The sequence below is a fragment of the Stenotrophomonas sp. T8 genome, from assembly GCF_051853085.1.
Taxonomy (GTDB): Bacteria; Pseudomonadota; Gammaproteobacteria; order Xanthomonadales; family Xanthomonadaceae; genus Stenotrophomonas; species Stenotrophomonas sepilia.
In genome coordinates this window covers 1654980-1679634 of record NZ_CP195329.1, presented here as the reverse complement: position 1 = coordinate 1679634, position 24655 = coordinate 1654980, and the positions used below count along the sequence as shown (strand labels likewise).

Annotated in this window: 23 protein-coding genes; 9 read left to right on the top strand and 14 right to left on the bottom strand. The window is 67.6% G+C overall.

Annotation, left to right across the window (positions count from 1 at the left end):
• Positions 1–111 precede the first annotated feature (111 nt).
• On the top strand, positions 112–1152 hold the full coding sequence (locus tag ACSDHM_RS07975; RefSeq protein ID WP_072168994.1) for a DUF1176 domain-containing protein: 1041 nt from the start codon (positions 112–114) through the stop codon (positions 1150–1152).
• Between the two features lie 99 nt (positions 1153–1251).
• Here the strand turns inward: ACSDHM_RS07975 and ACSDHM_RS07970 are convergent, their stop codons facing one another.
• The 5 genes from ACSDHM_RS07970 to dapB form a co-directional block, all read right to left on the bottom strand.
• Positions 1252–2169, bottom strand: a complete 918-nt coding sequence (locus tag ACSDHM_RS07970) for a phosphoglycerate mutase (RefSeq protein WP_088497767.1) — start codon at positions 2167–2169, stop codon at positions 1252–1254.
• A gap of 4 nt (positions 2170–2173) precedes the next feature.
• Complete coding sequence (greA, locus tag ACSDHM_RS07965; RefSeq protein WP_005409483.1) at positions 2174–2650, bottom strand: transcription elongation factor GreA; 477 nt, start codon at positions 2648–2650, stop codon at positions 2174–2176.
• A complete protein-coding gene (carB, locus tag ACSDHM_RS07960; RefSeq protein ID WP_188241349.1) occupies positions 2647–5889 on the bottom strand; it encodes a carbamoyl-phosphate synthase large subunit in 3243 nt (1080 codons plus the stop codon). The genes greA and carB overlap by 4 nt, the downstream gene beginning before the upstream one ends.
• Before the next feature lie 149 nt (positions 5890–6038).
• On the bottom strand, positions 6039–7166 hold the full coding sequence (gene carA / locus ACSDHM_RS07955; RefSeq protein ID WP_072168996.1) for a glutamine-hydrolyzing carbamoyl-phosphate synthase small subunit: 1128 nt from the start codon (positions 7164–7166) through the stop codon (positions 6039–6041).
• Between the two features lie 308 nt (positions 7167–7474).
• The gene (gene dapB / locus ACSDHM_RS07950) at positions 7475–8194 is read right to left on the bottom strand and encodes a 4-hydroxy-tetrahydrodipicolinate reductase (protein WP_072168997.1); all 720 of its coding nucleotides are present in this window, start codon (positions 8192–8194) and stop codon (positions 7475–7477) included.
• A 143-nt stretch (positions 8195–8337) separates the two neighbouring features.
• On the opposite strand from dapB, the gene ACSDHM_RS07945 reads away from it, so the two are divergent.
• Positions 8338–8799, top strand: coding sequence for a DUF4304 domain-containing protein (locus ACSDHM_RS07945; RefSeq protein WP_072168998.1), 462 nt, complete (start codon positions 8338–8340; stop codon positions 8797–8799).
• Between the two features lie 67 nt (positions 8800–8866).
• On the opposite strand, the gene ACSDHM_RS07940 is transcribed toward ACSDHM_RS07945, so the two are convergent.
• Genes ACSDHM_RS07940 through ACSDHM_RS07930 form a run of 3 tightly spaced genes read right to left on the bottom strand, consistent with a single transcriptional unit; the run spans position 8867 to position 11228 of the window.
• On the bottom strand, positions 8867–9112 hold the full coding sequence (locus tag ACSDHM_RS07940; RefSeq protein ID WP_065177612.1) for a DUF6587 family protein: 246 nt from the start codon (positions 9110–9112) through the stop codon (positions 8867–8869).
• Positions 9112–10977 carry a ferrous iron transporter B gene (feoB, locus tag ACSDHM_RS07935; protein WP_072168999.1) on the bottom strand — a complete coding sequence of 622 codons (1866 nt, stop codon included), beginning with the start codon at positions 10975–10977 and terminating at the stop codon, positions 9112–9114. The genes ACSDHM_RS07940 and feoB overlap by 1 nt, the downstream gene beginning before the upstream one ends.
• Positions 10974–11228, bottom strand: coding sequence for a FeoA family protein (locus ACSDHM_RS07930; protein ID WP_049464336.1), 255 nt, complete (start codon positions 11226–11228; stop codon positions 10974–10976). Before ACSDHM_RS07930 ends, feoB begins: the two co-directional genes overlap by 4 nt.
• A 119-nt stretch (positions 11229–11347) precedes the next feature.
• Between ACSDHM_RS07930 and ACSDHM_RS07925 the strand changes: the two genes are divergently transcribed.
• The 5 genes from ACSDHM_RS07925 to yeiP all read left to right on the top strand — a co-directional run bounded on the left by ACSDHM_RS07925 (position 11348) and on the right by yeiP (position 14919).
• Positions 11348–12136, top strand: coding sequence for an enoyl-CoA hydratase/isomerase family protein (locus ACSDHM_RS07925; RefSeq protein ID WP_188241348.1), 789 nt, complete (start codon positions 11348–11350; stop codon positions 12134–12136).
• Between the two features lie 2 nt (positions 12137–12138).
• A complete protein-coding gene (locus ACSDHM_RS07920; protein WP_072169000.1) occupies positions 12139–12540 on the top strand; it encodes a VOC family protein in 402 nt (133 codons plus the stop codon).
• A complete protein-coding gene (locus tag ACSDHM_RS07915) occupies positions 12537–13433 on the top strand; it encodes a hydroxymethylglutaryl-CoA lyase (RefSeq protein ID WP_227837228.1) in 897 nt (298 codons plus the stop codon). The genes ACSDHM_RS07920 and ACSDHM_RS07915 overlap by 4 nt, the downstream gene beginning before the upstream one ends.
• 100 nt (positions 13434–13533) lie before the next feature.
• Positions 13534–14304, top strand: a complete 771-nt coding sequence (locus ACSDHM_RS07910; RefSeq protein WP_065196763.1) for an SDR family oxidoreductase — start codon at positions 13534–13536, stop codon at positions 14302–14304.
• 48 nt (positions 14305–14352) lie between these two features.
• Complete coding sequence (gene yeiP, locus ACSDHM_RS07905; protein WP_005409468.1) at positions 14353–14919, top strand: elongation factor P-like protein YeiP; 567 nt, start codon at positions 14353–14355, stop codon at positions 14917–14919.
• A 162-nt stretch (positions 14920–15081) separates the two neighbouring features.
• Here yeiP and ACSDHM_RS07900 read toward each other — a convergent pair whose 3' ends face one another.
• From ACSDHM_RS07900 to ACSDHM_RS07885, 4 genes are all read right to left on the bottom strand, one after another.
• Positions 15082–15774, bottom strand: coding sequence for a COG3650 family protein (locus ACSDHM_RS07900; RefSeq protein ID WP_088497770.1), 693 nt, complete (start codon positions 15772–15774; stop codon positions 15082–15084).
• Between the two features lie 83 nt (positions 15775–15857).
• Complete coding sequence (locus tag ACSDHM_RS07895) at positions 15858–16250, bottom strand: nuclear transport factor 2 family protein (protein ID WP_069138645.1); 393 nt, start codon at positions 16248–16250, stop codon at positions 15858–15860.
• Positions 16231–19380, bottom strand: a complete 3150-nt coding sequence (locus ACSDHM_RS07890; RefSeq protein ID WP_227837226.1) for a multidrug efflux RND transporter permease subunit — start codon at positions 19378–19380, stop codon at positions 16231–16233. The genes ACSDHM_RS07895 and ACSDHM_RS07890 overlap by 20 nt, the downstream gene beginning before the upstream one ends.
• 36 nt (positions 19381–19416) lie before the next feature.
• Positions 19417–20565, bottom strand: coding sequence for an efflux RND transporter periplasmic adaptor subunit (locus tag ACSDHM_RS07885; protein ID WP_227837224.1), 1149 nt, complete (start codon positions 20563–20565; stop codon positions 19417–19419).
• A 129-nt stretch (positions 20566–20694) separates the two neighbouring features.
• Here ACSDHM_RS07885 and ACSDHM_RS07880 point away from each other — a divergent pair, with 129 nt between their 5' ends.
• Positions 20695–21411: a response regulator gene (locus ACSDHM_RS07880; RefSeq protein ID WP_005416361.1), complete on the top strand. Its 717-nt coding sequence runs from the start codon at positions 20695–20697 to the stop codon at positions 21409–21411.
• Positions 21411–22487, top strand: a complete 1077-nt coding sequence (locus tag ACSDHM_RS07875; protein WP_072169005.1) for an ATP-binding protein — start codon at positions 21411–21413, stop codon at positions 22485–22487. Before ACSDHM_RS07880 ends, ACSDHM_RS07875 begins: the two co-directional genes overlap by 1 nt.
• Here the strand turns inward: ACSDHM_RS07875 and ACSDHM_RS07870 are convergent.
• Together ACSDHM_RS07870 and ACSDHM_RS07865 are read right to left on the bottom strand one after the other, a co-directional pair.
• A complete protein-coding gene (locus tag ACSDHM_RS07870; RefSeq protein WP_072169006.1) occupies positions 22465–24261 on the bottom strand; it encodes a DUF7844 domain-containing protein in 1797 nt (598 codons plus the stop codon). The genes ACSDHM_RS07875 and ACSDHM_RS07870 overlap by 23 nt on opposite strands.
• 40 nt (positions 24262–24301) lie before the next feature.
• On the bottom strand, positions 24302–24601 hold the full coding sequence (locus ACSDHM_RS07865; protein WP_065196996.1) for a DUF2388 domain-containing protein: 300 nt from the start codon (positions 24599–24601) through the stop codon (positions 24302–24304).
• Positions 24602–24655: the final 54 nt, after the last annotated feature.

Here is a 24655-nt window from a genome sequence, read left to right as displayed (position 1 = left end):
CCCCCGGTCGGCTGCCGCCGCTGACGAGGCCCCTTGGCTCTTCGGCCAGCAGCATTTGGATTTCACGACCGCATCTTCCATGCTTGCCTGCCCTGGAACGGACTTCCATCCATGACCCGCACCCTGCTGACCGCGCTGATGGCACTCGCCGTGGCCCCGGCCGCTCACTCCGCGACGCCTGAACCCAGGCCCGGGGTCGAATTCGAACACAACGACTGGTCGTTGGCCTGTGACAACACCCGCACCTGCCGCGCGGCTGGCTACAGCCCGCAAGCTGCGGGCAACCTGCTCAGCCTGATGCTGGAGCGCGCCGGCGGCCCGGGTACGAAGGTGCTCGCGCGGCTGCGCAATGGCGAGGATGGCGAAAGCCCGACGCCGACCGGGGCGCTGCGCCTGCACCTGAACGGCAAGGACCTGGGCCCGGTGCGCGACACCGGCGACGGGGACACAGTGTTGTTGCAGCAGGCACAGACCGATGCACTGGTCGCCGCACTGCCGCGCCAGGCACGCATCGAGATTATCGACGGCAAGGCCAAGGCGTGGCCGATCTCCGACAGCGGTGCAGCGGCCGTACTGCTGAAGATGGACGAGGCCCAAGGCCGGCTGGGCACGCCCGGTGCGCTGGTGCGGCGTGGAGACAAGGCTGAAGCGAGCGTGCCTGCGGCGTTGCCGGTGCCAGTGATCATGCGCGGCACGCTGGTGGCACCGCGCGCCTCCGACGCGGCACTGGCGATCGCACCGGGCCTGCGCAAGGCACTGATCGCCAGCCTACCGAAGCCGGATGAGTGCGGCCGCCTGAGCGATGGCGGGACAGATGAGATCGAGATCCAGCGACTGGACGCCCAGCATGTGCTGGCAAGCACCAGCTGCTTCGTGGGTGCCTACAACTTCAGCAGCGGCTACTGGGTAGTGCAGGACAAAGCACCGTACCAGGCGAAGTTCGTGACCTCCAACGCGGAGGACTTTGATCGCGATGACGCGACGCTACGCGGGCGCTTCCGTGGGCGCGGCATCGGTGACTGCTTCTCCGGCCACGACTGGGCTTGGGATGGCGCGCGATTCGTGAAGAGCAGCGAGTTCACTACCGGGCAGTGCCGGGGCGTCGCGGGCGGGCACTGGACGCTGCCAACGGTGGTGAGCGAGGTCCGTTGAGGCGCCGCTATCTGCGGTAGTGCCGGCCGCTGGCCGGCAACCCCGACAAACCCTGGGGGGTCAGAGCCGTTTTCCGATGGAGAACGGATCCGACCCCGGTCAGTCGTGAAGCTGGCGCGGCTTCTTCCAGAACTGCCAGCGCTGGCCACGGTCCAGCTGGAACTGCAGGCCATCCTCGAAGTCCAGTACCAGCCGCTGCAGTTCGCCACGCTTGAGCGCGGCCAGCAGCGGCCGGATCGCATCGTTGCCGAGCTGCTGCAGCGAACGCAGCTGGCGCAGATCAACGAGTGCATCCACCGCTTGTTCGCCATCCACGGCCACACCGGCCGCCAGGGCCAGGCCCTGCAGCAGGGCATCGCGGCTGCGCACCTGTGCGTGCGGCGTGCTGACCGATACCGGCATCACGCCACCGCCCCAGAACCACAGCGAATTGATCGGCTGTTGTCCTTGCGCGGCGCGCTGCTGGTTCCAGGAATGGTTGTGCAGCAGTACCTGCGCCTCGGTCATCAGCGCCCGCCAGCGGCGGCCGCCCTCGCCTTCCGGCAGGTGCGAGAACAGGTCATCCCCGAGCACCTCTTCCGGACTGTCGAAGTCCGGCAGGGCCAGGTCGATCGGCAGGCGCAGGTACCAGCGCGAGGGATCGGGTGCGTCGAGCACGAAGCCGGCATCGGCAAACAGCGGCTGCAGCACTGGCAGCAGGGCGAGGCTGTCGGCCAGCGTCGGCCGCAGTGTTTCGCCGTAGGCCATCATCCGCGCGCCGTGCATGTCCGGCACCATGCAGGCCGGATCGGCACGCAGCCAGCTGGCGCCGGCGGCATCGCCGACGTCGCGCTGGCGGGTCAACGCGGCCACCGGCCAGTGCGGCGCGGCAACCGAGAAATGGCGTGTCAGCTGCGCGCGCTCGCCCGGGACGACCTGCACCGTCGTGGCACGACCGAGCGCGCGTGCCACATCGTCCGGCAGCGCAGCCGCGGCAAAGCGGCTGCGTGCCGGCAACAGCAGGGTCGCCGTTGCCACCGGGTCAGTCCACGTAGCTGACGCTGACGATCTCGTACTCGCGTTGGCCGGCCGGGGCGTCGATCACGATCGAATCACCTTCCAGCTTGCCGATCATCGCGCGCGCCACCGGCGAGGAAATCGCGATCAGGCCCTGCTTGATGTCCGCCTCCAGGTCACCAACGATCTGGTACTTCTTCTCTTCGTCGGTTTCCACGTCGGCCAGGGTCACGCTGGCACCGAACACCACCTTGGAGCCGGCATTGAGCTTGCTCACGTCGATGATCTCGGCGTGCGACAGCTCGCCTTCGAGCTGCTTGATGCGGCCTTCGATGAAGCCCTGTTCCTCGCGCGCGGCGTGGTACTCGGCGTTCTCCTTCAGGTCGCCATGCTCACGTGCTTCGGCGATGGCCGCGATCACCTTCGGGCGCTTGACCGACTTCAGGTGATCCAGTTCGTCGCGCAGCTTCTGCGCGCCCTTCATCGTGATGGGGGCTCTCATGCATTCAACTCCTTGTGCAGCTCCTGCAGCGACCAGACGGGGCCGGTGCCGCGGAATTCCAGTGAATCCACCAGCGCCTTGGCGCCGGCAATGGTGGTCGAGTAGGTGACGCGATGCTGCAGCGCCTCGCGACGGATCGAGAACGAGTCGTTGATCGCCGAACGACCTTCGGTCGTGTTGACGATGTAGACGATCTCGCCGTTCTTGATCGAGTCGACGATGTGCGGACGGCCTTCGACCACCTTGTTGATGATCTCGCAGTCCATGCCGTGCTGCTGCAGCCACGCGGCGGTGCCACGCGTCGCGACCAGACTGTAGCCACGCGCCAGCAGCGCCTTGGCCACCGGCAGCACGCGCTTCTTGTCCGGATCGCGGACCGAAACGAAGGCCTTGCCGACCGGCGGTGCCTTGATGCCGCCGGCTTCCTGCGCACGCGCGAAGGCGGCGTTGAAGCTGCGGCCCACGCCCATCACCTCACCGGTGGAGCGCATCTCCGGCCCGAGGATCGGGTCGACGCCCTGGAACTTGGCGAACGGGAAGATCGCTTCCTTCACCGAGTAGTAGTCCGGCACGATTTCCTTGGTCGCGCCCTGCTCGGCCAGCGTCTTGCCAGCCATGCAGCGGGCGGCGATCTTGGCCAGCGGCATGCCGGTGGCCTTGGACACGAACGGCACGGTGCGCGAGGCACGCGGGTTCACTTCCAGCAGGTAGATGGTGTCGGCACCTTCGTCGCTGGTCTGGATCGCGAACTGGGTGTTCATCAGGCCGACCACGTTCAGGGCCTTGGCCAGCTCCACCACCTGGCGGCGCAGTTCGGCCTGGGTTTCAGCCGACAGCGAGTACGGCGGCAGCGAGCAGGAGGAATCGCCCGAGTGCACGCCGGCTTCTTCGATGTGCTCCATCACGCCACCGATCAGGACGTTGCCATCCTTGTCGGCGATGATGTCGACGTCGCACTCCACGGCGTTGTCGAGGAAGCGGTCCAGCAGCACCGGCGAATCGTTGGACACCTTCACCGCGTCGCGCACGTAGCGGGCCAGGTCGGCTTCGCCGTAGACGATTTCCATGGCACGGCCGCCCAGCACGTAGCTCGGGCGCACCACCAGCGGGTAGCCGATCTCGCGGGCCAGCAGCAGGGCTTCCTGATCATTGCGGGCGATGCGGTTCGGCGGCTGCTTCAGCCCCAGCGTGTCGACCAGCTGCTGGAAGCGCTCGCGGTCTTCGGCCAGGTCGATCGAGTCCGGGCTGGTGCCGATCACCGGCACGCCGTTGGCTTCCAGCGCGCGCGCCAGCTTCAGCGGGGTCTGGCCGCCGTACTGCACGATCACGCCCTTCGGCTGTTCCAGTTCGACGATCTCCAGCACGTCTTCCAGGGTCAGCGGCTCGAAGTACAGGCGGTCGGAGGTGTCGTAGTCGGTCGACACGGTTTCCGGGTTGCAGTTGACCATGATGGTTTCATAGCCATCCTCGCGCAGCGCCAACGCCGCGTGCACGCAGCAGTAGTCGAACTCGATGCCCTGGCCGATGCGGTTCGGGCCACCGCCCAGGATCATGATCTTGTCGCGGTTGCTCGGCGCGGCCTCGCACTCGTCCTCGTAGGTCGAGTACAGGTAGGCGGTACCGGTGGAGAATTCACCGGCACAGGAGTCCACGCGCTTGTAGACCGGGCGCACCTTGTGCGCACGACGCAGCGCGCGGATGGCGGCTTCGTTGGTGCCGGTCAGCTGCGCCAGGCGCGCGTCGGAGAAGCCAGCGCGCTTCAGCTTGCGCAGGCGTGCAGCGTCCAGTGCGTCGATGCCACCGGCGGCGACTTCGCCTTCCGCCGCGATGATTTCCTCGATCTGGTCCAGGAACCAGTGATCGATGAATGACAGTGCATAGATCTCTTCCACGCTCATGCCGGCGCGGAACGCATCGGCCACATAGAACAGGCGCTCCGGGCCCGGCGCCTTCAGCTCGCGACGCAGGGTCTGCAGGTCGTCTTCGTTGCCCAGGTCCAGACCGGTCGGGTCGAAGCCGACCTTGCCGGTTTCCAGGCCACGCAGGGCCTTCTGCACCGACTCCTGGAAGGTGCGGCCCATCGCCATCACCTCGCCCACCGACTTCATCTGGGTGGTCAAGCGGGCATCGGCGGCCGGGAACTTCTCGAAGGCGAAGCGCGGGATCTTGGTGACGACGTAGTCGATCGACGGCTCGAACGAGGCCGGGGTCAGGCCACCGGTGATTTCGTTCTTCAGTTCGTCCAGGGTGTAACCCACGGCCAGCTTGGCGGCGACCTTGGCGATCGGGAAGCCGGTGGCCTTGGAGGCCAGCGCCGAGGAACGCGACACACGCGGGTTCATCTCGATGACGACCACGCGGCCGGTCTTCGGGTTGATGCCGAACTGCACGTTCGAGCCGCCGGTGTCGACGCCGATCTTGCGCAGCACGGCGATGGAGGCATCGCGCAGGCGCTGATACTCCTTGTCGGTCAGGGTCTGCGCCGGCGCCACGGTGATCGAGTCACCGGTGTGCACGCCCATCGGATCCAGGTTCTCGATCGAGCAGACGATGATGCAGTTGTCCGCGGTATCGCGGACCACTTCCATCTCGAATTCCTTCCAGCCCAGCACCGACTCTTCCACCAGCACTTCGGTGGTCGGCGACAGCTCCAGGCCGCGGCTGACGATCTCGACCAGCTCTTCGCGGTTGTAGGCGATGCCGCCACCGCTGCCGCCCAGGGTGAAGCTGGGGCGGATGATGGTCGGATAGCCGACGCGGGTCTGGATTTCCAGCGCTTCGTCCAGGGTGTGGGCGACGGCGGCGGTCGGGCACTCCAGGCCGATCTCACCCATGGCCACGCGGAACAGCTCGCGGTCTTCGGCCATGCGGATCGCTTCGCGCTTGGCGCCGATCAGCTCGACGTTGTACTTCTCCAGCACGCCGTTGTCGGCCAGGTCCAGCGCGCAGTTCAGCGCGGTCTGGCCACCCATGGTCGGCAGCAGCGCATCGGGCTTTTCCTTGGCGATGATCTTCTCGACCGTCTGCCAGTTGATCGGCTCGATGTAGACGGCGTCGGCCATCTCCGGGTCGGTCATGATCGTGGCCGGGTTGCTGTTGACCAGCACCACGCGGTAACCCTCGTCACGCAGGGCCTTGCAGGCCTGGGCACCGGAGTAGTCGAACTCGCAGGCCTGGCCGATGACGATCGGGCCAGCACCGATGATGAGGATGGTCTTGAGGTCAGTGCGCTTGGGCATTTTCTTCTCTAAGTCAGTACAGCGTGACAAGGGGGAGTGATCGCACGCTGTCGATCAGGAATCTTGATCCGCAGCGCCGCGCCAGTGGCAGCAGCGATGCGGGGTTTACGGTCCATCGCGACGCCACCGGGGGGCCGGCGGCGTACTGATCACGCCTTGGCCTGCTCCATCAGCGCCACGAAACGGTCGAACAGCGGACCGACGTCGTGCGGGCCCGGCGATGCTTCCGGGTGGCCCTGGAACGAGAACGCCGGCACGTCGGTGCGGGCGACGCCCTGGTTGGTGCCGTCGAACAGCGAACGGTGGGTCACGCGCAGGGTCGGCGGCAGGGTTGCTTCATCGATCGCGAAACCGTGGTTCTGCGAGGTGATCATCACCCGGCCGCTGTCCAGGTCCTGCACCGGGTGGTTGGCACCGTGGTGGCCGTGGCCCATCTTCATGGTCTGCGCGCCCGAGGCCAGGCCGAGCAGCTGGTGGCCCAGGCAGATGCCGAAGGTCGGGACCTTCACGTCGATGAAGGTCTTGATCGCTTCGATGGCGTAGTCGCACGGCTCCGGGTCACCTGGGCCGTTGGACAGGAACACGCCGTCCGGCTTCAGTGCCAGCACCTCGGCGGCCGGGGTCTGCGCCGGCACCACGGTCACTTCGCAGCCGCGCTCGGCCAGCATGCGCAGGATGTTGGTCTTCACGCCGAAGTCGTAGGCCACGACCTTGAACCGGGCCGGCACGCTGACGAAGGCGTTGGCATCCAGGTCCAGCTGGCCCTCGGTCCAGGTGTAGGTCTTCTCGGTAGTGACGACCTTGGCCAGATCCATGCCCTTCAGCCCCGGGAACTTGCGGGCGGCTTCCAGTGCCTTTTCCACGTCGATGTCGCCGGCCATCAGCGCACCGTTCTGCGCGCCCTTCTCGCGCAGGATGCGGGTCAGCTTGCGGGTGTCGATGCCGGCGATGGCGACCACGCCACGCTGGATCAGCCAGTCCTGCAGCGACACCTGGCTGCGCCAGTTGCTGGGACGGCGCGGAACGTCGCGCACGATCAGGCCGGCCGACCACACCTTGGACGCTTCATCGTCCTGGTCGGTCATGCCGGTGTTGCCGATATGCGGATAGGTCAGCGTGACCATCTGCCGGGCGTAGGACGGGTCGGTCAACACTTCCTGATAGCCGGTCATGGCGGTGTTGAACACCACTTCACCGACGGACAGGCCGGGCGCGCCTACGGATTCGCCCTCGAATACGGTGCCGTCTTCGAGGACGAGGATTGCGGCTTGGGTCACGGGAATCTCACTTTGGCTACCGAGGGGGCTGCCGAAGTCACGCCTGCGCTTCACGGAAATCCGGTTGCAAAAAAGCGCGGACGTACGGTCTGGGACCGGTCCGGCTTTCGTGATTCGGCGAGTGCGAATTGTAGCGCTGCCGGGGCGCTCGCGCCAGCGGTTATCGCGCTTCATGAACAGGCGATTGCGCATTCATTTCGATCCGGCCGGGTATGCGGCACCCGCCACCCGGTAGTGCCGGCCGCTGGCCGGCAACCCCATTGGCTCCCGTCACCCAATGTTGCCGGCCAGCGGCCGGCACTACCGCCTTACGCCAGCAGGTCCCGCACCCGGTAGCTGCCCGGGGCCCGGCCCTGCAGCTGGCGGGCGGCGAACAGGGCGCCGCGGGCGAAGATGTCGCGGTTGGTGGCCCGGTGTACCAGCTCGATGCGCTCGCCCAGCCCGGTGAACTGCACCAGGTGCTCGCCGACGATGTCGCCGGCGCGCAGGCTGGCGTAATGCGGCTCCGCCCCGCCCCGCTGGGCGGCCGCGCCCAGGGTCAGTGCAGTGCCCGATGGCGCGTCCTTCTTCTGGGTGTGGTGCAATTCGACGATGTCGCAGTCCCAGCCGGCCAGCGCCTGCGCCGCGCGCTCCACCAGTTCGTCCAGTACGGCCACGCCCAGGCTGAAGTTCGAGGCCCATACCAGCGGGATCTTCGCCGCTGCCGCATCCAACGCCTGGCGCTGCGTGCTGGAAATGCCGGTGGTACCCGACACCAGTCCTGCCCCGCGATCCACGCACAGCGCCAGCAGCGGGTCGAAGCCCTCCGGCAGGCTGAAGTCAATGGCCACGTCGAACACCGGCGCACCGGGCAGTTCGCTGGCCGCGAAGAACGGCACGCCGTCGACTACGCGCTGGGCCGGCGCGCGACCGGTCACGGCGGCCACGATCTGCAGGGTTTCGGAATGTTCGGCGGCCAGCCGCAGCAGGGCTTGGCCCATGCGCCCGGAGGCACCGTGAATGAGCAATCGCAGGGGAGTCTGGTTCATGCCTGCAGGCTAGCGGCAGCACGCCCGCTCCGGCAAGCGCCATCGCTGCGATGCTGCTTGCCCCTGCGGTGACGGGTTTGCCACTGGACGCGGCAACGCTCCCCTTCAAGTCTGTGGCCCTTCCCTCAGCCCGGGCAAAACCCATGAAATCCTCGACCGTCTTCAGCAAATGCGCCAGGAAGACCGGTTATGCCGGGACGTCGACCACGCGCTACCGCTTGCTGGATGCCGCCCTGCTTGTCGTTAATCACCAGCGCGCCAGCGAAAGCCGGGGCTTCTATGTGAATGCTGGACTCTACTTTCCAGAGCTGCTCGCGTATCCCCTCGCGCCTGACGATCTTGAAACGGCTTTCCGGTACCGCTCCAGCATTCCCACGCCCCATGTCGACTGGCGGATCGAAGAAACGCCAGGCCTGCGCCGGACCTTCATCCAGCAGGACCTTGAAGATCTGCTGGAGGCCGGCAACCGCGACGCGTTGAAGGCCCTGCTGCTCGATGCCCTGGCCGACGTGGCGGGTTTCGCAGCAGCCCATGGAAACCGCGAATCGGTGCGGCGATTGAATCAGGACGGGAACTTCCGCGCGATCATCCGCAGAGAGGTCTGAACCCTGGAAAGCGTGCGGGTCGAAAGTTCGCGACCTCCGGACAGCCGCGGTCGAGCATGGCTGGACGCTACTTCTTGGTCGGCCCGCAGCTGTCGCACCCCCCACAGGCACCGCCACCACCGCTGGCCGGCGGCGCGATCTTCCGCCCCAGCGCCTGCAGCCAGGCCGCGCGACCCGGCTTCAGCAGGGCCAGCGCCAAGGCCCCGCGCAGCGTGCGCACGGTACCCGGGAACTGCTTCTTCAGTACCACCCAGGCACTGACCAGCACGGCCACCGCGATGATCAGGTACTGGATCAGCAGCCCGGTATCCATCAGCCGCCTCCCAGCGCCTTGGTCACCTGATAGGTGATCAGCGCGGCCACGTAAGCCGCGGCAAACAGGTAGAACGCGGCAAAGCCCATCTGCTTCCACGAGTTGGTCTCGCGTTTGATGGTCGCCAGCGTCGAGATGCACATCGGGGCGTAGATGTACCAGACCAGCAGCGACAGGGCCGTGGCCAGCGACCAGCCATCGCTGATCAACGGGGTCAGCGCCTGGCTGGCGGCATCGTCATCGGCGGCCGACAGCGCATACACGGTGGCCAGCGAAGATACCGCCACCTCACGCGCGGCCAGGCCCGGGATCAGCGCGATGCAGATCTGCCAGTTGAAGCCCAGCGGTGCGAAGAACACCGCCATCGCATGGCCGATCCGGCCGGCGTAGCTGTAGTCGATGGCCGGCATCGTGGCATCGGCCGGGGCCGCCGGGAACGACAGCAGCACCCACAGCAGGATGGTCAGCGCCAGGATGATGCCGCCGACACGCTTGAGGAAGATCATGCCGCGCTCATACAGGCCCACCGCCAGGTCACGCACATGTGGCAGGCGGTACGACGGCAGCTCCAGCATCAGCGGATGCTCGCTCTTGTCGCGGCGCCACTTCTTCATGATCCACGACATCGCCAGCGCACTGAGGATGCCGGCGGCGTACAGGCCGAACAGGACCAGGCCCTGCTGGTTGAATACCCCCCACACCGTCTTCTGCGGAATGAATGCACCGATCAGCAGGGCGTACACCGGCAGGCGCGCCGAGCAGGTCATCAGCGGTGCGACCAGGATGGTGGCCAGGCGGTCACGCGGGTCCTGGATGCTGCGCGTGGACATGATGCCCGGCACCGCGCAGGCGAAGCTGGACAGCAGCGGGATGAATGAGCGGCCGGACAGGCCGGCGGCGGCCATCATGCGGTCGAGCAGGAACGCCGCACGTGGCAGGTAGCCGGATTCCTCCAGCACCAGGATGAAGAAGAACAGGATCAGGATCTGCGGCAGGAACACCACCACGCCACCGACGCCGGCGATGATGCCGTCGGTCAGCAGGCTGGCCAGGGGGCCCTCCGGCAACACGCTGCCAACGAGAGCACCGAGCCAGGCGAAGCCAGCCTCGATGCCATCCATCAACGGCGTCGCCCAGGCGTACACCGCCTGGAAGATCAGGAACATCACCACTGCAAGGCTGATCAGCCCGAACACCGGGTGCAGCAGCCAGCGGTCCAGCGCGTCGTCGATCTTCGCGGTCCGCGCCGGCATCCGCACGGCGACCGACAGGATCTCGCGCACCTTGCCGTGGTAATCGATGCCACCTTCCGGGCCCGGCACCGGCGCATCCAGGTGCGGCACCATCGCATCGAGGCGCTCGACCAGGGCCTTGGCACCCTGCTTGCGCACCGCCACGGTCTCCACCACCGGTACGCCCAGCTCGCGCTCCAGCGCGGCCACGTCCACCTGGATGCCACGGCGCTGGGCCGCATCGACCATGTTCAGGGCGACCACCATCGGCTTGCCCAGCTCACGCAGCTCCAGCGCGAAGCGCAGGTGCAGGCGCAGGTTGGTGGCGTCGATCACGCACAGCAGCACGTCCGGCGCAGCTTCGCCCGGGTAGAAGCCCCGGCACAGGTCACGGGTAATCGCCTCGTCCAGGCTGGCCGGATGCAGGCTGTAGGCGCCCGGCAGGTCGAGCACGGCGAATTCGCGGCCGGACGGCGCACGCAGGCGGCCTTCCTTGCGCTCGACGGTGACGCCGGTGTAGTTGGCGACCTTCTGCCGGCTGCCGGTCAGCTGGTTGAACAGCGCGGTCTTGCCGCTGTTGGGGTTGCCGACCAGCGCGATGCGCAGCGGTGAGGCGGAGACAATGGCGGTCATGCGCGTCGTTCCTGACTGACGGCGTCGACCACGACGCGCTTGGCTTCACTGATCCGCAGCGCGAACCGGGTGAACCCGACCTGCACCAGCAGCGGCTCGCCCCCCACCGGGCCCTTGGCCACCAGGCGTACTTCCTCGCCATTCACGAAACCCAGCTCGCGCAGGCGGCGGGCAATGGCATCGTTGGCATGCAGGTCCTGCACGGACTCGACCACGGCCGAGGTGTGCAGCGGCAGTTCGGACAGCGTCATCTAGCGTGTTCTCTGCTGGATGTAAATGGTTCTCGATTCTAACATTCCCGCGTCGCGTCATGGCCCATGACCAATGGCCCGCTATGATCCATACAGGTATGGAGTGACCCTGGAATCCCATGAACGATGCTTTGCAGATCGAGCGCCGTGGCGCTGTCCTCACCCTCTGGCTGAACCGGCCGGAGCTGCACAACGCCTTTGACGCCAGCCTGATCGCCCGGCTGACTGCCGCACTGGAAGCCGGCGGCGGCGATGATTCGGTCCGGGCCGTGGTGGTCGCCGGTCACGGCGCTTCCTTCTCGGCCGGTGCCGACATGCAGTGGATGCGTGGCATGGCCGCGGCCAGCGAGGCCGACAACCGCGAGGACTCGCTTGCCCTGGCGCGGCTGATGCGCACCCTGGACGAGCTGCCCAAGCCGACCCTGGCCCGGGTCCACGGCGCGGCCTTCGGTGGCGGCGTCGGCCTGGTTGCCTGCTGCGACATTGCCATCGCCAGCACCGCGGCCCGCTTCGGCCTGACCGAAAGCCGCCTGGGCCTGCTGCCCGCCGTCATCTCGCCCTACGTGATCGAGGCCATCGGCCCGCGCCAGGCCCGTCGCTGGTTCGCCACCGGCGAGCACTTCGATGCCGACACCGCGCTGCGCATCGGCCTGGTCCATCAACTGGTCGAACCCGAGCGCCTGGACGAGGCGCTGGAACGCCAGCTGGCCCTGCTCGACAAGGCCGGCCCGATCGCCTCGTCCACCGCCAAGCAGCTGGTGCGGCAGGTCCGCGACAGCCATGACCGCGACGCACTGGATCGCGATAATGCGGCCCTGATCGCGCGCCTGCGGGTCTCCGCCGAGGGCCAGGAAGGCCTGGGCGCCTTCCTCGACAAGCGCGCCCCCCACTGGGTCACGGAAGCCTGAACATGCTCGATCATCTTGGTTTGACCAGCGCCGACCTGGCGCGCAGCAGGACCTTCTTCCTGCAGGCACTGGCGCCGCTGCAGATCGGCGTGGTGATGGAAGTGACCGCCGAACAGACCGGCGACCACGACCACGTCGGCTTCGGCAGCGACGGCAAGCCGTTCTTCTGGCTCGGCAATGGCGGCACCGCCAGTCACGGCGTACACGTGGCCTTCGCCTGCGCCAGCCGTGCGCAGGTGGATGCCTTCCATGCCGCCGCGCTCGCCGCCGGCGGCCGCGACAACGGCGCGCCGGGCCTGCGCCCGTGGTATCACCCGGATTACTACGCGGCCTTCGTGCTCGACCCGGACGGCAACAACATCGAAGCGGTCTGCCACCGCCCCGCCGATGGGGCAGCCGCATGAGCGATTACGTCCGCATCGTCGAGGTCGGCCCGCGTGACGGCCTGCAGAACGAAAAGCAGTCGGTGTCCACCGCCGACAAGATCGAACTGATCAACCGCCTGTCGGCCACCGGCCTGCGCAGCATCGAGGCGACCAGCTTCGTCAGCCCGAAGTGGATCCCGCAACTGGCCGACGCCGCCGAGGTCTATGCCGGCATCCAGCGCAGGCCGGGTGTCCACTACCCGGTGCTGGTACCGAACGAAAAGGGCTACGACCGCGCCCGTGCGGTCGGCGTCGAGGAGGTGGCGGTGTTCACTGCCGCGTCCGAGGCGTTCAACCGCACCAATACCAATGCCGGCATCGACGAGTCGCTCGCCCGGTTCGAGCCCATCCTGCGCCGCGCCGCCGCCGATGGCGTGCGCGTGCGCGGCTACGTCTCCACCGTGCTCGGCTGCCCCTACCAGGGCGAGGTGCCGCTGGCCGACGTGGTGCGCGTGGCGCGCGCGCTGCACCAGATGGGCTGTTACGAAATCTCGCTGGGCGACACCATCGGCGTCGGCACCCCGCGCAAGGCACGGGCGATGCTGCAGGCGGTGGCGGCCGAGATTCCGATGACGGCACTGGCCGTGCACTTCCACGACACCTACGGCCAGGCCATCGCCAACATCGCCACCTGCCTGGAAGAAGGCGTGCGCGTGGTCGACAGTGCCGTCTCCGGCGCCGGTGGCTGCCCGTATGCGAAGGGCGCCAGCGGCAATGTGGCCAGCGAAGACGTGGTCTACCTGCTGCAGGGCCTGGGCCTGGACAGCGGCGTGGACCTGCCGGCACTGGCCGAGACCGGCCGCTGGCTGGCCGGCCTGCTCGGTCGCGCCACCGCCAGCCGCACCGGGCAGGCGCTGGCCGCCGCAGGTTGACCGCCGCACTGCGCCGCCCTGCTGCGGCGGCGCAGTGCACAACAGCGACGGTCGCGGCTTCCGTTAGAATCGGCGGTTCTCGAACCTGCAGGACCGTTCAATGCAGCTGTCTTCCGTACGTGCCGTGATCACTGGTGGCGTCTCCGGCCTCGGCCTGGCCGTGGCCCAGCACCTCGTCGCCCAGGGCGGCAAGGTGGCCCTGTTCGATCTCAACGACGACAAGGGTGCGACCGCCGTTGCCGGGCTGGGTGCCGACAACGCCCGCTATTTCAACGTCAACGTCAGCGATGAGGCCGCCGTGGCTGCGGCCATCGACCAGGCCCACGATTTCCTCGGCGGCCTGAACGTGGCAATGAACTGCGCCGGCATCCTCGGCGCCGGCCGCGTGCTGGGCAAGGACGGCCCGATGCCGCTGGCCGGCTTCCAGGGCACGGTGATGGTCAATCTGGTCGGCAGCTTCAATGTCGCCAAGGCCGCGGCCAACCGCATGCAGCACAACGAGGCCGGCATCGATGGCGAGCGCGGGGTGATCATCAACACCGCCAGCATCGCCGCCTATGAAGGCCAGATCGGCCAGGCCGCCTATGCCGCCAGCAAGGGCGGCGTGGTGTCGATGACGCTGCCGATGGCACGCGAACTGTCGCGCTTCGGGATCCGCGTCAATACCATCGCCCCGGGCGTGTTCTGGACGCCGATGGTCGATGGCATGCCCGAAGCCGTGCAGCAGTCGCTGGCTGCCTCGATCCCGTTCCCGTCGCGCCTGGGCAAGCCGGAAGACTTCGCCAGCCTGGTCGGCTTCATCCTTGGCAACACCTACCTCAACGGCGAGACCATCCGCCTGGACGGCGCTACCCGCCTCGCTCCGAAGTGATTCCCCCGGGCGCCGGGACGGCGCCCTCCCCCAACGACCTAGATCACCATGAAAGCCAACGACATCAAGAAGGGCAACGTCGTCGAGTACAACAACGGCGTGTACCAGATCCGCGACATCGAGCGCAGCTCGCCGCAGGGTCGCGGCGGCAACGTCCGCTTCCGCTTCATCATGTACAGCGTGCCGGGCGGCAACAAGCTCGACGCCAGCTTCGATGCCGACGACAACCTGGTCGAGGTCGAACTGCTGCGCCGCCAGTCCACCTATTCGTACAAGGACGGCGATGCCTTCGTGTTCCTCGATGACGAGGACTACACCCCGTACACCCTGGACGCGGACGTGATCGGCGACGACGCCGGTTACATCACCGACGGCCTGACCGGCATCTACGTGCAGGTGATCGACGAGCAGCCGGTGGCGATCCAGCTGCCGGCCTCCGTGGTGCTGGAAGTGATCGAGACGCCGCCGGAACTGAAGGGTGGCACCGCCACCAAGCGCCCGAAGCCGGCCAAGCTCAACACCGGCATCGAGATCATGGTGCCGGAGTACATCGTCAACGGCGAGCGCGTGCTGGTGAACACCGCCACCGGCGAATTCGCCGGCCGTGCCGACTAAGCACCCTGCGCCGATCGTCTGCCGATCGCTGCCTGCGGCAAGTTCGCCGCAGGCAGCAAGCGGCGCATCGCTGACAGCAGTTGTGTAGAGCCGAGTCCGCGCTCGGCTGCGGTGGGTTGGACAGGTGCTGCAGCCGAGCGTGGGCTCGGCTCTACAGGAAACTTACGGCTGTTTCGCACCGAAGTTGCCGCAGCCATGGTACTGGCGGGTACCGACAGTCAGCATCGCCTTGGCCTCTAATGCCTCGCCGCTCATGTCATCCTGGCAGGTGGTGCGCTGGAAGCTGAGCTTGACGTCGGTGCCGTCGGACGCCTTGCCGCTCCATCCATCAGCGCCCTGGGTGGGCCTGGCCACGTCAAAGCGGCGCTCGCCGTAGTCAACTTCCACCTGCAGGCCCGGCATATCGCCATCGACGACTGCTAGCCATCCAGGTTCATTGCCGGTGGCACGGAACGCGGCATTGCCGGCGCTGCCATCGCCTTCGGTGGCTTCCACCGCATGGCACTCGCGATCCGGCTCGCCCTTCAGGCTCAGCAGGCCATCATCGCTGCCCTTGGTCCAGAAGCTGTTGCCAAGGCCATCGCTGTACTTGGCGCCGGATGCCGCGCGCTCGGAGGTCATGGCGAAGCGACGCTCGCCGATCACCAGCGTGGCAGCATCCTCGCCATTGAAGGTCGCGCCCACACTCAGATCACCACACTGGTAGGCGGTCTCGCTGCCACCTTCCGTGTTGGCGCTCGGCTGCAGCGTGGCAGGCGAGGCGTCATTGCTGCCCGCCGCGGGTGCCTGGGCCGGCTGGCACGCGGCCAGGACCAACCCCAGGGACGCTGCCAACAGACTGGGAACTACACGCATGGCTCGACTCCTTGTCGACACTACAGGAATGCTCGACCCTACCACCTCGCGGTGAGCGGGGCCTGAAAACGGCCTGACCGCACTCATGCGGCCAGCACCGCCATCGACAGCAGTTGCGCGCCACTGCCGCCGGAACTGCAGGTCCAGACCCGCAACAGGCGCAGCTTCAGTTCGCGCTCGCGGCCCTGCTGCCAGACCGACATCCGCACGTTGCTGGACAGCAGTGCCAGCCGACCACACAGCAGCGTTTCAACGGCGTGCAGCTGCAGGCCTCGCACCTGCAGGCTACCCGCCAACCAATCACCCAGCCACGGCAGATCGAGCATGCGGCCACCGTGGCCGTCCATCATGAACAAGGCTGGCGATACCAGCGCGTTCAACGCATCGTGATTGTTCTCCAGCAGCGCTGCGCACAGGCGCTGCTCCAGCGCCAATAACTGCTGCTCATGCAGATCTTCAACGATGTTCCGTTCCATCCACGGTTCCTCCCGGCATCGGCCGGCGTCTGCGCAGGCGCTGCGCGATCCACTGCCGCGCGCCCTGCACCACTACATAGAAGACCGGCACGAAGAACACCGCCAGCACGGTCGCACTGACCATGCCGCCGAACACACCGGTTCCAATCGCCTGCTGGGTTTCCTTCGACGCGCCCTGCGCCAGCATTAGCGGCACCACGCCCAGCGCGAACGCCAGCGAGGTCATCACGATCGGGCGCAGGCGCAGCCGCGCCGCCTCCAGCGCTGCTTCAACCAGACCGCGCCCCTGCTGCTGCAGCTGGCGCGCGAATTCGACGATGAGGATCGCGTTCTTCGCCGACAGCCCGATCACGGTGATCATGCCGACCTTGAAGAACACGTCGTTGGGCATGCCGCGCAACAGCACCGCGGCGACCGCGCCAAGCAGGCCCAGTGGCACCACCAGCAGCACCGCCAACGGAATCGACCAGCTCTCGTACAGCGCGGCAAGCACCAGGAACACCACCAGCATCGACAACAACAGCAGCCACGGCGCCTGCGCCCCCGACTCACGCTCCTGCAGCGACTGGCTGGTCCACTGCAGGGCAAAACCGGACGGCAGCTTTTCGGCCAACCGCTCCATCTCCGCCATGGCCTGGCCGGTCGACACGCCAGAGGCCGGGGCGCCGGACAGGTTCAGCGCCGGGAAGCCAAGATAGCGCTGAAGCTGCAACGGCGCTTCGGTCCAGTGCGGGGTGACCAGCTCGGACAACGCCACCATGCCGCCCTCGCTGTTGCGCACGTACAGCTTCAGCACGTCTTCCAGCTCCATCCGGTGCGGCGCATCGGCCTGCAGGATCACCTGCTGCAGCCGTCCCTTGTTGGGGAAGTCGTTGACGTACTGCGAGCCCATGGCTGCCGACAGCGTGCTGCTGATCTGCTCGAAGCCCACGCCCATTGCCTCGGCCTTGGCCCGGTCGATGTCCAGCCGCACGCTGGTGCCGGCCGGCAGGCCATCGGCATGCACCTCCGACAGCAGCGGGCTGGCTTCGGCCAGCTTCAGCAGCTGCTGCAGGGCCGCGCGCAGTTCGGCCTGGCCCTGCCCGGTGCGCGCCTGCAGCGCCAGCGAGAAGCCGGACGAACGTCCCAGGCTGTCGATGGCCGGCGGCATCACGCTCATCACCTCGCCCTCGGCAATCGTGGCCATCGCCTGCTGCGCGGCCTCCACCTCACCGGCCGCGGTTGCGCCTGCGCGCTCACCCCAGTCCTTCAGCATGGTGTAGGTCAGCGCCGCACTCGGGCCGGAACCGGAAAAGCTGTAGCCGAGGATCGACTGGTTGGAGCCGATGCCCGGACGCGAGGCCACGTGCCGTTCGTAGGCTTCGACCACGGCCAGCGTACGCTCGGCCGTCGCCTCGGCCGGCAGCTGGATCGAGGTCATGAAATAGCCCTGGTCTTCTTCCGGCAGGAATGCGCCCGGCAGCCAGTGCAGGCCCAGCAGCAACGCCGCCACCAGTGCGGCGAACACGCCCATCACCCGCCCGCTCCGCTGCAGCACCGTCGCCACACCACGCTGGTAATGCCCGGTCATCCGCTCGAAGCCCCGGTTGAAGGCGCCGAACAGCCCGCCGCGACCGTGATGGCCGTGGTTGGCCTGGCGCAGCAGGGTCGCGCACAGCGCCGGCGTCAGGCTCAGGGCCAGCAGCGCCGAGAACAGGATCGACACCGCCATCGCCACGGTGAACTGACGGTAGATCGCGCCCACCGAACCGCTGGCGAACGCCATCGGGATGAACACCGCGGTCAGCACCAGGGTAATGCCGATCACTGCGCCGGTCAGTTCACGCATCGCCTTGATGGTGGCCTCGCGCGGCGGCAGGCCCTCCTCGGCCATGATCCGTTCCACGCCCTCGACCACCACGATCGCGTCGTCGACGATGATGCCGATGGCCAGCACCATGCCGAACATGGTCAGCACGTTGATCGAGAAGCCCAGCGCCAGCATCACCGCGAACGTACCCAGCAGCGCGATCGGTGCGACCAGCGCCGGGATCAGCGTGTAACGCCAGTTCTGCAGGAACAGGTACATCACCGCGAACACCAGCAGCATCGCCTCCAGCAGGGTCTGCACTACCTTCTGGATCGAGATCTTCACGAACGGCGCGGTGTCGAACGGGATGCTCGCTTCCACCCCGCGCGGCAGCAGCGGCGCCAGCTCAGCCATGCGCTCACGCACCGCCGCAGCGGTACGCACCGCGTTCGCGCCCGGGCGCAGCTGCACGCCGGCCGCAGTGGCTGGATGGCCGTCCTCGCGGGTGCCCCAGGCATAGCTCTGCGCGCCCAGCTCGACGCGGGCGACATCACCCAGCACCACCCGTGAACCGTCGGCGCCGGCACGCAGTACGATCGCCGCGAACTGTTCCGGCGTGGACAACTGGCCGTCGGCACTGAGCGGCACGGTGATGCGCTGGCCTGGAACACCCGGCGAATCACCAATGCGTCCTGGCGAAATCTCCAGGTTCTGCTGCTCGATGGCGGCGGCCACATCGCCCATGGTCAAGCCGTAGCCGGTCAACCGGGTCGGGTCCAGCCACACGCGCATCGCCTGCTCGGCACCGAACAACTGCACGCGGCCGACGCCATCGATACGGCGCAGCTCTTCGATGATGTTGCGCGCCATGAAATCGCCCAGCGCGGCCTCGCTGACGCTGGCATCGGGCGAACGCAGGCCGACCAGCATCAGGAAGCCGGAATCAGCGGCCTCCACGAACAGGCCATTCTGGCGCACGCTGCGCGGCAGCCGTGGTTCGATCGCCTTGATCCGGTTCTGCACGTCCACCTGCGCCAGCTCCGGATTGGTGCCGGGCTTGAAGGTGGCAGTGATCGACGCTTCGCCGGACGTGTCCACCGACGACTCGAAGTACAGCAGGTGCTTGACGCTGGACAGCTCGCGCTCGATCAGGCCAACCACGGCATCATTCAGCGTCTGCGGGCTGGCACCCGGGTAGCTGGCATAGATGCTAACGCTGGGCGGGGCGACTGCTGGATAGCGCTCCACCGCCAGCTGCGGGATCGCCAGCACGCCGGCCAGGATGATGAAAATCGCCAGCACCCAGGCGAACACCGGGCGATCGATGAAGAAACGTGCCATGTTGGATTTTCCTGGAGGGACCGGCCCGGAACAGGCTCAGCCCTTGCTGCCGGTCTGCACTGCACCGGCGCTGGCGACCGGCATCTGCCAGTCGCGCGCATCGACCACCACGCCTTCCTGCAGGCGCTCCTGGCCCTCGACCACCACCTTCTCGCCGGCCTTCAGGCCCGTGCGCACCAGCCACTGGCGATCGACACTGCCGTCCACTTCCAGCGTGCGGATCACCGCCTTGCCGTCGGCGCCGATCACCCAGGCATAGGCCTGGCCACCGGCGCTGCGCAGCACCGCCTGCTGTGGCACGGTCAATGCACTGGCCGGCGCGCCACGTGGCACCCTCGCGCGCACGTACATGCCGGGCAGCAGCTGTCGCTGCGGGTTGTCGACCAGGATGCGCAGGATGACATCACCGGTTCGCGCATCGACATTGATGCCGGAGAACAGCAGTTGGCCGCGTTCGGGCAGTGGCTTGCCGCTGGCACCGATGATCGTCACCGGCAGCTCGCCGCCACCGGCGGCACTGCGCTGCAGAGACTCCAGCTGCGCCGCCGGTTGGCGCACATCGACGTAGACCTGGTCGATCTGCTGCACCACTGCCATCGGCTCGGCATCGGCCACGCCCACCAGTGCGCCTTCGGTCACCAGCGCCTGGTCGATGCGGCCGGCAATCGGCGCGCTGACCGTGGCATAGCGCAGGTCAAGCTGGCGACGGGCCAGGATCGCGCGCGCTTCGTTCACCGCGGCACGGGCCTGTTCGTACTCGGCACTGGCATCGTCGCGATGCTGCTGGCTGACGGCCTGTGCGGCGGCCAGTGCATGCAGGCGCTGCGACTGCACGCGGCTGCGGCCCAGCGCCGCTTCGCTGCGCTGAAGGGCTGCCAGTGCCGAATCAACATCTGCACGGAACGCCGCCGGATCGATCTGGAACAGGGCCTGGCCGGCGCTCACTTCGGCCCCCTGGTCGAACAGGCGGCGCTGCACGATGCCGCTCACCTGGGCACGGATCTGTGCGGTGCGCACGGCAGCCACGCGGCCGGGCAGTTCGTCATCGCGCTGTACCACCTGCGGGCCGACGGTGACCACGCTGACACGCGGTGCGGCTTCGGGAGTGGCTTCGGGGGTTGAGCAGGCCGTCATGGCCAGGGCGAGGGCCGCGATCAACGCGACCGGAGTCCTGAAGGTTCTCATTGCTGTGCACAATGCCGCGCAGGCGGCGGATAGGTTCTGAAGCGCGCAGTGTGCGTGGCAATGATGGGGTTTCGATGGAGGAACTGTGGAGATACGATGGAGGCAAGCACCTTACGGCCCCGCCCCTGCATGCATGCCTCCCCCGCCCTCGCCGCCCTGGTCCTGATCGTCGAGGATGAGGCCGAGATCGCCGATATTCTCAGCGCCTACCTGGAACGGGAAGGACTGCGCACGCTGCGCGCGGCCGATGGCCATAGCGCACTGGACCTGCATCGCAGCGCCCGTCCTGACCTGGTCCTGCTCGATGTACAGCTGCCACGCCTGGATGGCTGGAGCGTGCTGACCCAGCTGCGCCAGCGTGGTGAGACGCCGGTGATCATGCTGACCGCGCTGGACCAGGACCTGGACAAGCTGACCGCGCTGCGCATGGGTGCCGACGACTACGTGGTCAAGCCGTTCAACCCGGCCGAGGTGGCGGCGCGCGTGCGCGCGGTGCTGCGGCGTACGCTGCGCGCCTCGCGCGTGGACGCGCCCACTGCGCTGCGCGTCGGCCCGCTGCTGATCGACTCGGCCACCCACGCCGTGCACGTGGAGGGCGAAGGCTATAGTCACGAAGTGCTGCTCACGCTCACCGAGTTCAAGCTGCTGCACTGCATGGCGCTGGCACCGACCCGCATCTTCAGCCGCAGCGAGCTGATGCACGAATGCCTGCCGGAAAGCGAAGCGCTGGAGCGCACTGTCGACAGCCATGTCAGCAAGCTGCGCCGCAAGCTGGACGAAGTGGGCATGGTCAATGTTCCGGCCAGTGTGCGCGGCGTCGGCTACCGGTTGATGGCTGACCGCTGATGGCCCGACTGCGCCGTTCCGGGCTCAGCCGCCACATCATCGTCTCGATGTCGCTGATGGTGATCGGCGTCATCGTGATGATGATCCTGTCGTCGTGGCTGCTGTACGCGGTGCTGGTCGAGTTCTTCCCCGGAAGTACCGAAGAGCCGGAAAGCTGGCTGCCGACCGGGCCGGAGCTGGCATGGATGGTGGGCGTGATCCTGACCGGCCTGGCGCTGGCCATCGCCGCCTCGTTCCGCCTCGCCCACCGCATCCTGTCGCCGTTGAATTCGCTGGTGGACAGCGTGCGTGCGCTCGCCAGCGGTGACCTTGGGGCGCGCGCCAGCGTCGAGGAGAATTCTCCGGGCGAAGTGGCAACCCTGGTTGAGGACTTCAATGCGATGGCGCGCCGCCTGCAGCACATGGAGAGCGAGCGCGCGATGTGGCATGCGGCCATCGCACATGAGCTGCGTACTCCGGTGACGATCCTGCGCGGCCGCCTGCAGGGACTGGCCGAGGGCGTGTTCCAGCCGGACGAGTCGCAGTTCCGCAGCCTGCTCGCCCAGGTCGAAGGGCTGTCGCGACTGATCGAAGATCTGCGCGTGCTGAGCCTGTCCGACAATGCGCGGCTGGACGTGCGTCGCGCACGCACCGACGTGGTGGCCGAGGTGCATTCGGTGATGACGCTGGTCGACCCGCAGTTCCGCGCTGCGGGCTTCGTGCTGGAACTGGAAACCAGCCGCGAGGAACACAACGCGCACTGTGATCCCACGCGCCTGCGCCAGGCGCTGCTGGCGCTGCTGGAAAACGCGCGTCGCTATGCCAGCCCAGGCAAGGTGCGGATCGCCGTGCATGACACGCCGGGCCATGTGCAGGTGGCCATCGAGGATGAAGGCCCGGGCATCGATCCCGGACTGCATGCCGACATCTTCACTCCGTTCATGCGCGCCGACGGCTCACGTTCGCGCCAGGGCGGTGGCAGCGGGCTCGGCCTGGCGGTGGTCAAGGCCATCGCCGATGCACATGGTGGCCATGCTTACTGCACGCCCGGCAGCTGCGGCGGCAGCCGTTTCGTCATCGAACTGCCGCGCCAGTAGCCGGACCAGCGGCCTGCGTGCGCAGGTGTGCTCCCAGCGCGGCCAGATTGGCGTCGATCGCATCCATTTCCTCACGCTGCTGCGCCGGCAACTGCTGGCGAAGCTGCACACGCAATGCCTGCCATGCCGGTACCGCGTGCGCACTGGCAGTGGCCACGGCCGCAGACAGCAGTACCTGCTCGTCGCCCAGCGGCAACCCATAGCCGCCGTCCTGCAGCAGCGTCCCCGGGCGCAACCACTGCCCACTCTGCGCCAGCAGGCCGCGCAGGCTGCGGGTTTCCGCGCTGTTGGCAGCAGCCAGCAGCTGCCGCTTGAGCACATCGCGTGCCCGCAGCTCGGCACGCCGCTGTGCGGCCTGTTCCAGCAACAGCAGGCCGGCACTGGCGCGCAGGTCGCCCTTCAGCAGCCACGGTGCCCGTTGTTCTGCCGGCAGCTTCAACCAGCCGCGCACATCGCGCGCGGGCAAGCTCAGCTGGGTCGCTGCCACTGTGAACAACTGCTGATAGTGGTCGCGCGCGGAAGCGAAGTAATAGCCCTGTGCCTGCGCGGCGTTGCGGTCCGTGAGTACCCGCTCGTCGAGCATGCCCAGCCGCGCCAGCCGGCGCTTGAGACCACGCGGACTCAGCTGGGCCAGCCCGGCCTCGCCCAGCCGCGGCACTCCGGCCTGCAGCAGCTTGGCGGTCTCCACCGCACAGTTGTTGCTGACGAAGTAATAGCGCCCGTCATAGCTCCAGTGCACCTGGGCGGTGCGCTCGAGCAGGCTGGCGATCTCATCGCGCTGCAGCCGCAATGGCAGCGACTGCAGGCCGCGCAGTTCGACCTTGGTGTACTCGTCCACCACCTGCTGCAGCGGCAGCACGAACAGCCGCGACGGGTAGCCGCCGGTCAAGCCGCGCCAGTTGGATATCTGCACGTCGCCCACGAACGCGCGGAAGGACAGCACGCGGTGGTGTTCGAGATCCAGCCTGCAGTCCGGCCCCGGTGCGCGCCCGGGCCTGCAGATCACCAATCGCAGCATGCTGTGGCCCCAGCGGCTCATCGGCTGCGCGCTGCCTTCGGCGAACAGGTAATCCACGGCGTAGACACGCGCGGGGTCGAGCTGCAGCAGCGATGCCGCCCCCTCTTCCGATTCGGCCTGCAGCAAGGGCAACGCGGTCGCGCAGTGCGACTGCGGCAGCGATGGCGGGGTTCCGAAATGGGCCTGGTACCACCGCGCCAGTGCCGGGCGCCGGCAGGCGAACTCGCTGTCGAGCACGAAATGCTCGGCGTTCACTGCCAGGTACTCGGCCGGGTCCTTCAGTTCATACGCATCGGGGCTGCGGTCACGGAAGTCGTTGTCGCCACGGCCGAGATGCCAGGGCTTGCGCTGCCAACCCGCGAGGTCACGCCATCGCATGCTCTGCGACCAGTTCGCACCGCCACGGTCGGCGACGTGCGTCAGTTCGTGTACCAGCGCGCTGCGGCGTGCGCGCCGGGCGCCCGGCGCACTGTCGCCCAGCAGACTCCGGCGCAACGCGATACGGCCAGCGAAGGTGCGGCCATGCACATCGGCCGGCAGGTCATCCGTCCAGCGCACCCGTACCTGCGCCGGCAACGCAGCCAGCAGGCCGTCCGGCAATAGTGACTGCACGTCGGCCAGGGTCTGGCTGGCGAGCCGCTGCTGCGCCGGATCGAGACCGGACGGATCAAGCTGCAGGCGATCAGCTGCAGACGCGACGTGGGCGGTCAGCAGTAGAGCCACGCCAAGCGTGGCGGCGTTCCGTGCAGATGTCATGGAATTGCCGGCCAACGGCCGGCACTACCCGAAGGCCGGATCAACGCGCCAGCAGTGTGCGGGCCAGTTCCAGGTCGCTCTGCTGCTGCGCGGCGGCGCTCTGCTCACGCAGGTGGGCCAGTGCGGCCTGCAGGCGGGCGCCACGGATCTGGCCGTCGCTGGCAACGAACGCAGCGGCATCGTCGCGCGCGGCCAGCACCACCTTGTCGTCACCCGAGCTGCTGCCCGAGGAGCCGGAGGAAGCACCGGTGGCAGAACCGGCCGAGGTGCCGGCGAAGCTGGAAGCAAAGCCGGCCAGCGGCAGGGACAGCAGGGCGAGCAGCAGAAGCGGACGGGTCATCGGTTCGAAGCCGGTTGTGAGGATGGGTGGAGCGTAACGGGTGCGTGAAGGATT